General features: G+C 59.9%; 10 protein-coding genes. 5 read left to right on the forward strand and 5 right to left on the reverse strand.

Annotated elements, in window-relative coordinates:
• Positions 1–6: 6 nt before the first annotated feature.
• Entirely contained in the window at positions 7–843 is an 837-nt protein-coding gene (locus GHO03_RS12185) for a DUF6515 family protein (RefSeq protein ID WP_095023446.1), read from the reverse strand.
• A gap of 397 nt (positions 844–1,240) precedes the next feature.
• Here GHO03_RS12185 and GHO03_RS12190 point away from each other — a divergent pair, with 397 nt between their 5' ends.
• On the forward strand, positions 1,241–1,738 hold the full coding sequence (locus GHO03_RS12190) for an Lrp/AsnC family transcriptional regulator (RefSeq protein ID WP_016779293.1): 498 nt from the start codon (positions 1,241–1,243) through the stop codon (positions 1,736–1,738).
• Between the two features lie 349 nt (positions 1,739–2,087).
• Positions 2,088–2,297, forward strand: a complete 210-nt coding sequence (locus tag GHO03_RS12195; RefSeq protein ID WP_016779292.1) for a DUF2788 domain-containing protein — start codon at positions 2,088–2,090, stop codon at positions 2,295–2,297.
• Here GHO03_RS12195 and GHO03_RS12200 read toward each other — a convergent pair.
• The 4 genes from GHO03_RS12200 to GHO03_RS12215 all read right to left on the reverse strand — a co-directional run bounded on the left by GHO03_RS12200 (position 2,292) and on the right by GHO03_RS12215 (position 8,800).
• Positions 2,292–2,858 (reverse strand): pseudouridine synthase, encoded by a 567-nt coding sequence (locus GHO03_RS12200; RefSeq protein WP_372241731.1) that lies wholly within the window; start codon positions 2,856–2,858, stop codon positions 2,292–2,294. The two genes, GHO03_RS12195 and GHO03_RS12200, sit on opposite strands and share 6 nt — an antisense overlap.
• A gap of 136 nt (positions 2,859–2,994) precedes the next feature.
• Positions 2,995–4,467, reverse strand: coding sequence for an AMP nucleosidase (gene amn / locus GHO03_RS12205; protein ID WP_153327098.1), 1,473 nt, complete (start codon positions 4,465–4,467; stop codon positions 2,995–2,997).
• A gap of 230 nt (positions 4,468–4,697) precedes the next feature.
• A complete protein-coding gene (locus GHO03_RS12210) occupies positions 4,698–6,347 on the reverse strand; it encodes an acyl-CoA dehydrogenase family protein (protein WP_153399873.1) in 1,650 nt (549 codons plus the stop codon).
• A gap of 74 nt (positions 6,348–6,421) precedes the next feature.
• Positions 6,422–8,800: a hybrid sensor histidine kinase/response regulator gene (locus tag GHO03_RS12215; protein WP_153399875.1), complete on the reverse strand. Its 2,379-nt coding sequence runs from the start codon at positions 8,798–8,800 to the stop codon at positions 6,422–6,424.
• A gap of 285 nt (positions 8,801–9,085) precedes the next feature.
• Between GHO03_RS12215 and GHO03_RS12220 the strand changes: the two genes are divergently transcribed.
• The 3 genes from GHO03_RS12220 to GHO03_RS12230 form a co-directional block, all read left to right on the forward strand.
• On the forward strand, positions 9,086–9,883 hold the full coding sequence (locus GHO03_RS12220; protein WP_094999413.1) for a hydroxymethylpyrimidine/phosphomethylpyrimidine kinase: 798 nt from the start codon (positions 9,086–9,088) through the stop codon (positions 9,881–9,883).
• Between the two features lie 17 nt (positions 9,884–9,900).
• Positions 9,901–10,524 carry a thiamine phosphate synthase gene (gene thiE, locus GHO03_RS12225; protein WP_094999414.1) on the forward strand — a complete coding sequence of 208 codons (624 nt, stop codon included), beginning with the start codon at positions 9,901–9,903 and terminating at the stop codon, positions 10,522–10,524.
• A gap of 31 nt (positions 10,525–10,555) precedes the next feature.
• Positions 10,556–11,472 (forward strand): glutamate-1-semialdehyde 2,1-aminomutase (locus GHO03_RS12230; RefSeq protein ID WP_153399877.1); only part of this gene is annotated, 917 nt, incomplete at its 3' end.

Raw genomic sequence — 11,472 nt, forward strand, 5'->3', positions numbered from 1 at the left:
TTCAGATCAATACGTCACTTGATAACCACGACTGCTCAGGCAACTGCCCTGCGCCTGCCGATAGGCTTGCACCACTTGCGCCGCTGGGGCGTATGTCGCCTTGGCAGGGTCGAAGCCGCTTTGCTCCACAGCCCAGCGATAGCAGTCATAACGGTCCTGACCGATTTGGGCCGGGCTTTGACCGTTCATCGGGTAAGCCACCATCTCATAGTTGTTGCTCGCGGGCTGTTGGTAGACCGTCGGCGGCTGGACCACGATGTAATCGCGAGTTGCAGGTTGATAGGCGTAATACGCCCCCGCCGCGAGAAACATCAAGGTACTGCCAAACCACACTTCCCTAGCGTAATCAGGCAAAAAACCTACGCGCAGTCCATAAGGCGGCTGCACCACGATGTAACGCGGGCCTTGAGGGCGATACCAGTAGCCGCCTGAAAAGTAGTAATTCTGGCCGCGATACGGCACTTGCCAGTGCTGACCGGGGAACCGCTCTACCACATTACCCGGGCGATATTGCGGCCCCGGGCCCCAGCCATTGCCATGCCCGGACGGGCGACCGGCCCAGCGCTGGTCGTTGGGATGACGGTTATTCGCGCCAGGAGCGTAACCGCCGCCATACCAATTCTGATTGCCGCCCCGGTTCGGCGACTGAGTCTGCTGAACCCTGTCGGGGCGCGGCTGGATCGGCAGGTTATTACCTTGTTGATTCGGGCGCGGCTGATGATTGTCTGCACCCTGTGGCCGACCTTGCCAGCCGCCATCACCACGCTCATCGGCCAACACCTGGCCGCTGACGCTCACAAAGAGCACGCCAACTGTAGCCAAACGCCAGATACGCGATTTCATGCTGTTTCTCACTGAAGGACAGGGCTTATAGATAAGACTGGGGTTTCAGGAAGCGGTTCTACGCCAGGCAGTGCATAACGCAACTTATTTTTTGCCAGACGAAAAAAGGGCGACCCGTCGGTCGCCCCTTGAATTTTCTGTCCTGGCTCAACACTTGTGATGTTGGCTCACCTCGCTCCGTCTTCTGGACAGTGCGTAGCCCGGGGGCCGGGGCAACCCTGTGGGGTTGGCGGCCGCAGCTGGCCTGATTCGGCGGGCCGCAGTGGACTCTATGTCCGGGCAGTGATTCTGGTTTAAAGAATAGGCGTTTGGCCGCGGCAGGCGATTGCGAAGATTGCTCGATAAAACATTACTTGCGCAATTTTTGACTTAAGGTGGATACTTTCACGCAATAGTTATGACAAAGGGTAACTTCGTGAGCAAACTCGACCGGTATGACCTGAGCATTTTGGCGGAATTGCAGCGTGACGCACGCATCTCTAACCAGGAACTGGCCGAACGTATTGGCCTGTCGCCATCTCCTTGCTCGCGCCGCGTTAAACAGCTTGAGGATGACGGCTACATCAGCCGTCAGGTGGCGCTGCTCGACCGTAAACTGCTGGGCTTGAGCCTTACAGCCTACGTGCTTATCGGAATGGACCGACATACACCAGAGCGTTTCGAGAACTTCGAAGCCTGCATCCGCGCCCTGCCGCAGGTGCTGGAATGCAGCCTGGTGACCGGCATGGACGCCGACTACCAACTCAAAGTGGTGGTTGCCGACATGGACCACTACCAGAAGCTGCTGCTGGGTGAATTGACCCGTATCGAAGGCGTAACCAGCGTGCGTTCGAGCTTTGTGCTCAATCAGGTGCTCAACAGCACCGAGCTGCCGCTGACCCATTTGCGCACGTAAAAATAGAACCTGTAGATACTCTGTTGCAGGTCAAGCCCTATTGTGGGAGCGAGCCTGCTCGCGAACGACCTTCGCGAGCAGGCTCGCTCCCACAGTTGCAGTGTTCCTGCAGCTGCCGAGGAACGAAGGCTGCGTTCGGCTGCGAAGCAGTAGTAAAATCAGCCCACGCGATTCTTCAGTTGTAACGCGCACTCTGATCTTGCGATTGCTTCACAATCGAACGCAGCTTCGTGCCTTCAGCAGCTGCTACGGGTGTAGCGACATCCTCTCACTACCCAGATCAATATCCCCCCGCTCCCCTGGCGTATACTCCTACGGCTTTTTCCCACGATGTCGCCGGAGAATACCGATGGATCCTGCCGTACTTGAAGAATGGATGATGACGATTCTGGTCAGCGTGCTGATCATTTTCATGGCCTTTATCGTCTGGGATCTGGCGAAAAAGTCCAAAGCTGGACGCTTCGGCTCCATGATCCTGTTTTTCGTCCTCGGCCTGGGCGTTGCCGCGTTTATCATCAAAAGCGTGGTCATCGGCCTGATCGAATCCGGAGCCCTATAGCCGCGCCGGAACTTCCCGGTACTGCCCCTGCTCCAGCCCTTCAATGCTCCAGTCACCAATGCGTACCCGCACCAGGCGCAAGGTCGGCAAGCCCACTGCCGCGGTCATACGCCGCACCTGACGGTTGCGACCTTCACGGATCACCAGTTCCAGCCAGGCGGTCGGGATACTTTTGCGAAAGCGTACCGGCGGGTTGCGCGGCCATAGCTGCGGCTCGTCCAGGGCACGCGCTTCGGCAGGCAGGGTCTTGCCATCATTGAGCTCGACACCATCGCGCAACTGCTGCAGTTGCTCCTCAGTGGGCTCGCCCTCGACTTGCACCCAGTAGGTCTTGGGCAACTTGTGCTTGGGATCGGCAATCCGCGCCTGCAGCTGGCCATCATTGGTCAACAGCAGCAAACCTTCACTGTCCCTGTCCAGTCGCCCGGCCGGGTAGATGCCCGGAATCGAGATAAAGTCCTTGAGCGTGGCGCGCCCGCCTTCGTCGCTGAACTGGGTCAGCACATCGAAGGGTTTATTGAACAGGTACAGCTTGGGATCAGACGGCGGCGCTTTGGCCACGCGGCGATTGGCAGCTGGCGCGGTGGGGGTTTTCGAGGCCGGGCGGCGTGGGGCGGGACGAGACATGACAAAAAAGGCTATCTAGCGATCAGGGCTGGCAATGCTAGTCCCCCGATCGCTAAATGACCATCACCGATCAACGGAACGGCGGTTCATCAAAGCTGCGCAGCTTGCGCGAATGCAGGGAGTTGAGCTGGCTGCGCATCAAGTCCACGGCAGCAATACCGATTTTCAAATGCTGGCTGACCGCGCGCTCATAGAAGGCATTGGCCGAACCTGGCAGTTTGATTTCACTGTGCAGCGGCTTGTCCGACACACACAACAGCGTGCCATACGGGACGCGCAAGCGATAACCCTGGGCAGCAATGGTGCCGCTTTCCATGTCCACGGCAACAGCACGGGACAGGTTGATCAGCGGACGTTCCTGAGCCCAGCGCAGCTCCCAGTTGCGATCGTCATAGGTCAGTACGGTGCCGGTACGCAGGCGTTTTTTCAGCTCATCGCCGCGCTCACCGGTAACCTGTGCGGCAGCCTCCTGCAGTGCCAGCTGGACTTCAGCCAGGGCCGGAATCGGAATGTTCGGCGGCACGACCCGATCAAGAATGCCGTCACGACGCATGTAGGCATGGGCCAACACATAATCGCCAATGGTCTGCGACTGGCGCAGACCGCCGCAGTGACCAATCATCAGCCAGCAATGCGGACGCAGCACGGCCAGGTGGTCGGTAATGTTTTTCGCATTGGACGGGCCGACGCCAATATTGACCAGCGTCACGCCATGACCATCACTGGCCTGCAAGTGATACGCCGGCATCTGGTAGCGATGCCACACCACCCCCGCCGCGATGGCCTGGGCCTCGCCGTAGTCCATCGATTTTTCGATGATCACATTGCCCGGCATCACCATGCGCACAAAGCGCGGGTTGTCGCGCAATTGCTCAAGGCCATGGAGGATGAACTGGTCAACATAGCGATGGTAGTTGGTCAGCAGAATCCACGGCTGCACATGGCGCCAGTCGCTGCCGGTGTAGTGCACCAGGCGGCGCAGGGAGAAGTCGACCCGGGCGGCGTCGAACAGCGCCAGGGGCAACGGATCGGTGTTTTCCCAGTCGTACAGGCCATCGGCGATGCCGTCGGTGGCAGCAGACAGGTCGGTGCTCGGAAACACCCGCGCCAGCGCAGCAGCGGTAACGCCGGAGCCGGCCAGTTCATCACCTTGCTCGACCACATAAGGGTAAGGAATATTTTGCTCACTGACGCCGACTTCTACTTCAACGGTGAAGTCGCGCATCAAGGGCACCAGCTGTTCCAGCAGGTAGTTACGGAAAGAGGCGGGATGGGTGACGGTCACACTGTAGGTGCCCGGTAACTGGACCTTGGCATAAGCACGGGTGGTGGTCGGCACTTCACCGTTGATACGGTAGGTCAAACGCAGTTCGGGGTAGCGAAACAGCGCGCGTTCTTGCGCAGAGGGTTCAACCCGATCCTTGAGATAACGCTTGAGTGCCTGGCTCAAGGCCGTGGTTGCGCGCTCGTGCAAGGCAGCAAGCCGGTCAACGGCCTCTTCAGCGGTGGAAACGACAATAAAAGCTTCGGTCACGATAAGCATCCTGTCTTCTGAGCGGGCAGGCCTTTATCTTGCCTGTATCGATGGCTAAAGGCAGCTACAAAATTGCCTGCCGAAGATTTCCTGTGGCTGCTGGGGATAAACAGAATATAGGCTGCCTCACGCAAATCCCTGTGGGAGCGGGCTTGCCCGCGATGGCATCGACCGGGTCTGGCAGATAAAACCCGTCGTCTGCATCGCAGGCAAGCCAGCTCCCACAGGGTTGGGGATATTCAGGCAACCTGCGGGGTGGCGCGGGCAACGATGGCTGCCACATTCAAACCCCGCGGCAATGTGCCGTAAACCCGGCCGCTGCCCTGTAGCCGGCTGGCGATAAAGGCGTCGCTGACATCACTGTTACCAGCCTCAAGTAGCAGTTTTGCCTGTAGGCCAAGGGCGATGTCTTCTGTCAGTTGGCGAGCGCGATACTGGATATCGTCAGTGTCGTTGAGCGCCGCCTTAAGCTGCACAATGTGCTGCCCCAGGCGCACATCGCCATGCCCGTCGCCCAACTCGGCAAACAGCGCATCGAGCACGCCCGGCTCTTTGGACAAGGCTCGCAACACGTCCAGGCACTGCACATTACCCGACCCTTCCCACGTCGAATTGACCGGCGCCTCGCGATACAGGCGCGGCAGGATGCTGTCTTCGACATAACCTGCGCCCCCCATGCATTCGGCCGCTTCGTTGATCATGGCTGGAGCCCGCTTGCAGATCCAGTACTTGCCCACCGCTGTGACCAACCGGGAAAACCTGGCCTCATGCAGGTCATCCGGATTGTCCAGCGCCCGCCCCATGCGCAGGCTCAGGGCCAGTGCTGCCTCGCTTTCCAGCGCCAGGTCAGCCAATACGTTCTGCATCAGTGGCTGATCTGCCAACACCCGACCGCCCACCAGTCGATGGGCGCAATGATGGCTGGCCTGGGTCAGCGCCTGACGCATCAAGGCACTGGAGCCGACCATGCAGTCGAACCGGGTCATGGCGACCATTTCAATAATGGTCGGCACGCCACGACCTTCTTCGCCGATCATCCAGGCCAATGCCCCACGAAACTCAACTTCACTGGAGGCGTTGGAGCTATTGCCCAGTTTGTTCTTCAGGCGCTGAATATAGAATTGGTTGCGGCTGCCATCCGGACGATGGCGCGGCAGCAAAAAGCAGCTCAGGCCTTTTTCGGTTTGGGCCAGGGTCAGAAAGCCGTCACACATGGGTGCCGAGCAGAACCATTTGTGCCCCAGCAGTTCATAGGCCTGCCCCGGCCCTTTGGCCCCTACGGGGTAAGCCCGCGTGGTATTGGCACGCACATCGGTGCCGCCCTGTTTTTCAGTCATGGCCATGCCCAGGGTCACGCCGGCCTTTTGGCTGATATCGACATTACGCGGGTCATATTCAGTGGCCAGCACTTTGGGCAGCCAGATGGCAGCCAGGTCCGGTTGCAGACGCAAGGCCGGCACGCTGGCGAAGGTCATGGTCAAGGGGCAGCCGCTGCCCGCTTCGGCCTGGCTGTGCAGGTAGGTCATGGATGCGCGGGCCACATGGGCACCGGGTTGCGGGTGGGCCCAGGGCAAGGACGGCAAACCATGCTCAATCGCCGTGCGCATCAGTTCGTGGTAAGCCGGGTGAAACTCCACCAGATCAATCCGATGCCCGAAACGGTCATGACTGACAAACTGCGGTTTGTTTTCATTGGCCAGAAAACCCGCAGCCATCAGCGGGCCGCCCGCCAGAGCACCGTACTCGTCAATCCGCGCCTGCGCCCATCCCGCGCCGAAATGCTGGCTCCAATACTGCAACGGCAGGTCAATGCGGTACAGGTTCACGCCGTCCAGAGACGGCGGCTGATTGGTCACCTGATGGGTTTCTGCGTATTGATGCAAGTTCATTGCGCGGGCTCCTTGGGATCGTACCAATGAGCCAGTGAAGCACGCATCTGCGGCTAAACAAGGGGCATAAACGCCTAAAACTCGGCGTTTTTATCGTTATTGTCGATCAGCAGGCGTTGCGCCAAGGTCTGTTGCAAGTCCTCAAAACGCAGCGGTTTCAGCAGATAATCAGTGATCCCGTCGACCTGCTCGCGGGCTTGCTGCGCCTGGGCTTGCGACTCGAACAGCGCCAGCACGGGCAACTGCGCACAGGCGGCCAATGTCAGCAGCTGGCTGCCCATCGACGTAGCACAGACCTGGGCCAACGGGCACGCCAGCAGCACCGCATCGACCCGCTCGCGGCGCAACGCTTCTATGGCCGCCTGCCCCGTGTCAACGCCGAGCACGCGATAACCCAGTTTGAGCAACATGGCGCGCACTACCACAGGGTTTTCCGGGCCTTCTACCAGCAAGACCACACACTCCCCGGGCGCCCTCAGCTGCAACGCCGAATGAGTCGAGTGCGGCTGGGTTTGCACCGAGGGTTCGAGTTCCAGCAATAGCTGGAACTGTGAGCCTTGCCCCGGCTGGGAATGGTGGGTCAGGCGCCCGCCGAGCAGTTCCACAAGGCGCCGGCAAATCGCCAGGCCGATACCCAGGCCGCCATATTCACGGGTCATGGAGCCATCAACCTGAAAGAAGTGCTGATAAAGTTCGGCCTCTTCCTGGTGAACAAAACCAATGCCGCTGTCGATTACATTGAACGCCAGCGCCCAGCGCCCGGTCTCTGCGGGTTTACCGGTAACACGCAAAATCACCCCGCCCTCACGGGTGAACTTGATCGCGTTATCCAGCAGGCACTCCATGCACTGGCGAATTTTATCCGCATCACCTACCCATTGATCCGGCAGATTGCGGCCCACTTCGTACGAAAACTCCAGCCCTTTACTGCGTGCCGCCGGCCTGAACTGATCGCTCAGCCCCTGCAGCAGTTCATTCAGGCTGAAGGGCCGGGGTTGCGCGACCAGTCGTCCGGCCTGCAGTTCGGTCAGGGTCAGGATGCCATTGACCATGTGCATCATTTCTCGTGCTGAACCTTGCGCAGTCTTGGTGTACTGCTCCAGCTCAGGGCTCATGTCCAGGGTTTTGATCAATTCCAGAGAGCCAATGACACCGTTCATGGGCGTGCGCAATTCATGGGTAACGGTTGCCAGAAACTCGTCTTTGAGCTGGTTGGTACGGGCCAGTTGCTGGTTCATGGCGGCCAGTTTCTGTCCCGATTCCTGCAGCGTACGCGCCTGCAGGTCACGCATGGCGTTGATCCGGTCGGCAAGCGCCAGCGACAGCAGCCCCACCTCGATTGCCGAACCTATCTGGCTGGCGTACATGGTCAGGAAAACGTTCGGCAGGTAACCCAGCACCATCAGCGTATTGACCAGCCCCCCGAGCAGGAAGGCCGACCAGGCGATCACAAAATAACGCGCGACCCGCAGGCCACGTACCCATGCCACCACACCAGCGGTAAAAATGGTGACAATAAACGCCAGCGCCAGGCCGGTGGCCAGGCGCAACGACACGGCATAGCTGGTGGTCAGCGCGAGCACCATCACCAGAGCACCCACGCCCATCAGCAACATCAGTGCCCGGTCAAGCCAGCGGCTGTGGGAGGCGGTGTGCAAGAAGGAGCGAGCGAACTGGCAACCAAAAAACGCCGATGCACCAATCAGGAACGGGGTGGAGGCATTGGCCCACCACGGGCTGTCAGGCCAGAAGTACTGCACTGCCGCACCGTTGACCGACAGCTGGTAAAGGCCGAACGAGGCAATATAAAAGATGTAGTAGAGGTAGCTGGTGTCACGCACGCTGAGGTAAATAAACAGGTTGTAGACCAGCATCCCCAGCAACACGCCATAAATCAGGCCCAGGATGTAAATCCGCACGGGCTGCTCTTCAAGATAGGCCTGGGCCGACCATAGCGTCAGCGGCGCCTGAACCGAACCCTGGCTGGCCAGACGCAGGTACACCGTCTGGCTTTGCCCCGGGCTGAAGTTGAGCTCAAACAGGTAATTGTTTTCTTTGATCTGACGACTGTCGAAGGGTAGTGCATCGCCCGTTCGTTCGGCCAGCCGGTAGTTGCCCGCGGCGTCTGCCAGGTAAAGCTCGATGGAATCAAGCGGCGGGTATGCCAGCTCCAGCAGCCAGGTGCGATGCACCTGCGGGTCTTGTGGCTGGTAGTGCAAATCCACTTTGATCCAGAAGGCCGAGTGCGAGTAGCCCTTGTTCAGCGTGTCTTTGGTATGGGGCTCGAACAGTTCGCCGTGTGCGGTGACATCTGCCAGAGTCGCTTCGCCACCCGCGTCTTCGAACACCTGCATCACGCGGCCCAAGGGCAGGCTTTGTGTGGATTCGTCAAAAGCGACTGCGCTGGCCAGCATCGGTAGCCAGCCCAACAACATCATCAGCAAATAGCGCATACAGCCCCAACGTAGCTCACTCGAAGACGCGGGCAACCCCATATTCCCTTTGAGATCGCGTCGACCGAATGACCGGTTAATAATTTGAAGGCACTTTAACATAGCCATTAATGGCACATACACACCATCTAACAATTCACCACAAAGGCTCTAGTACGGGCATTACAGAGCTAAATAAGCGCTGAGACCGAAGATTCTTAAGGCCAGGCAACGGCTTACAAACTTCCGCTAACCTGACACCGAGCAAGCGCCCGTAAAAACTGTTTGGTGGTAAGCTCGCGCACCATGAATATCTACAGTTCTCGCCCCGTTGTCCTCTGTCTCTCCGGCCATGACCCCAGTGGTGGTGCCGGCTTGCAGGCAGATATCGAAGCCCTGCTGGCTCAAGGCTGTCACGCCGCCCCGGTAGTGACCGCCCTGACTGTGCAGAACACTGTCAATGTCCGCGACTTCCGCGTGCTGGATCGCGAGTGGGTACTGGCGCAAGCCGATGCCGTGCTCGGCGACTCCACCGTTGCGGCGGTCAAGCTGGGCATGCTCGGTTCACTGGAGATGGTCGATACCGTAGTCGAACTGCTTCAGGCCAATCCGCATCTGCCGATGGTCTGTGACCCGGTGCTGCGTGCAGGCGGTGGCGGACGACTGGGCAAGGACGAAGTGGGTTACGCCATGCGCGAACGCCTGCTCCCCCTGGCCACCATTGCCACCCCCAACCTTCCCGAAGCCCGCATCCTGGCCGAACTGCCCGATGGCAGCGCCGATGAGTGCGCTGAAAAACTCCTGCCATTTTGTCGGCACCTGCTGATAACCGGCGGTCACGGTGATGAGCACGAAGTGCATAACCGCCTGTACAGCCGCGACGGCAGCCGCCACACCTTTACCTGCCATCGCTTGCCGGGCAGTTACCACGGCTCGGGTTGCACCCTGGCCAGCACGTTGGCCGGGCGCCTGGCCATCGGTGAAGAACTGGTCAGCGCCGTGCAAACCGCGCTCAATTACACATGGCGCACCCTGCGTGATGCAGAGCAACTGGGGCAAGGGCAATTTGTACCGCGCCGCTTGCCGCTGGATTTTTGCTCGTAACCAATGAGGCTCACCCCATGACGCTTCGCGGCCTGTATGCGATCACTGATAGCCAGTTGCTGGCTGGCAAACTGCTGCCCTATGTGGAGGCGGCCCTCGATGGCGGCCTGACCCTGTTGCAGTATCGCGACAAAAGCACTGACGACGCCCGCCGACTGCGCGAGGCCGAAGCCTTGCGCGGGTTGTGCGAACGCTACAAGGCACACCTGATCATCAACGATGATGGCGAGCTGGCCGCCCGCCTGGGGGTCGGCGTGCACCTGGGGCAGACCGACGGCCCGCTGACCCCTGCCCGCGCCCTGCTGGGGCCACAGGCAATTATCGGTTCGACCTGCCACAGCCAGGTCGAACTGGCCGAGCAAGCCGCCAAAGAAGGGGCGAGTTATGTCGCCTTTGGCCGCTTTTTCAATTCCAGCACCAAACCCGGGGCGCCAACCGCTACCCTTGAGACCCTGGACCAGGCCCGCGCCCGCCTCAGCCTGCCGATCTGCGTGATAGGCGGAATTACCCTGGACAATGCCGCGCCGCTGGTGGCCCACGGTGCCGACCTGCTGGCCGTGGTGCATGGCCTGTTTGGCGCCGAAAGTGCCCGGGAAGTCACCCTGCGCGCCAAGGCCTTCAACACCTTGTTGTCTATTTAAATACCGAATCCTGATTCTGAGAGAGCCCACCATGTCTCGTTCCGAAACCCTGTTTGCCAACGCCCAGAAACACATTCCCGGTGGCGTGAACTCGCCAGTGCGTGCCTTCAAAAGCGTGGGCGGCACGCCGTTGTTCTTCAAACACGCCGAAGGCGCCTACGTGACTGACGAGGACGACAAGCGTTATGTCGATTACGTCGGCTCATGGGGCCCGATGATTCTTGGGCACAGCCACCCTGACGTGCTGGACGCAGTACGTGCGCAACTGGAGCACGGCCTGTCGTACGGCGCCCCGACCGCCATGGAAACCGAAATGGCCGATCTGGTGTGCTCCATCGTACCGTCAATGGAAATGGTGCGCATGGTCAGCTCCGGCACTGAAGCGACCATGAGCGCGATCCGTCTGGCCCGTGGCTTCACTGGTCGCGACAATATCCTCAAGTTTGAAGGCTGCTACCACGGTCACTCCGACAGCCTGCTGGTAAAAGCCGGTTCCGGCCTGCTGACCCAGGGCGTGCCAAGCTCGGCTGGCGTGCCGGCAGATTTCGCCAAGCACACCCTGACCACCGAGTTCAACAATATCGACGCGGTTGCACAGCTGCTGAGCGAAGTCGGCGACACCGTGGCCTGCATCATCGTCGAACCGGTTGCCGGCAACATGAACTGCGTGCCGCCTGCGCCAGGCTTCCTTGAAGGTCTGCGCAGCCTGTGCGACCAGCACGGCGTGGTTCTGATCTTTGACGAAGTGATGACCGGCTTCCGCGTCGCCCTCGGCGGTGCCCAAGCCCACTACGGCGTGACGCCGGACCTGAGTACCTTCGGCAAGATCATCGGTGGCGGCATGCCCGTCGGCTGCTTTGGCGGCAAACGCGAGATCATGCAGCACATCGCGCCGCTGGGCCCGGTTTACCAGGCGGGCACCCTGTCCGGCAACCCGCTGGCCATGGC

This window comes from Pseudomonas sp. FSL R10-1339 (genome assembly GCF_009600545.1).
GTDB classification, from domain to species: Bacteria; Pseudomonadota; Gammaproteobacteria; order Pseudomonadales; family Pseudomonadaceae; genus Aquipseudomonas; species Aquipseudomonas bubulae.

Coding starts and splice junctions, on each gene's coding strand:
- GHO03_RS12220 (WP_094999413.1), top strand. CDS start 9,086: ATGAATATCTACAGTTCTCGCCCCGTTGTCCTCTGTCTCTCCGGCCAT.
- GHO03_RS12185 (WP_095023446.1), bottom strand. CDS start 843: ATGAAATCGCGTATCTGGCGTTTGGCTACAGTTGGCGTGCTCTTTGTG.
- GHO03_RS12215 (WP_153399875.1), bottom strand. CDS start 8,800: ATGCGCTATTTGCTGATGATGTTGTTGGGCTGGCTACCGATGCTGGCC.
- GHO03_RS12210 (WP_153399873.1), bottom strand. CDS start 6,347: ATGAACTTGCATCAATACGCAGAAACCCATCAGGTGACCAATCAGCCG.
- amn (WP_153327098.1), bottom strand. CDS start 4,467: ATGCTTATCGTGACCGAAGCTTTTATTGTCGTTTCCACCGCTGAAGAG.
- thiE (WP_094999414.1), top strand. CDS start 9,901: ATGACGCTTCGCGGCCTGTATGCGATCACTGATAGCCAGTTGCTGGCT.
- GHO03_RS12190 (WP_016779293.1), top strand. CDS start 1,241: ATGACAAAGGGTAACTTCGTGAGCAAACTCGACCGGTATGACCTGAGC.
- GHO03_RS12195 (WP_016779292.1), top strand. CDS start 2,088: ATGGATCCTGCCGTACTTGAAGAATGGATGATGACGATTCTGGTCAGC.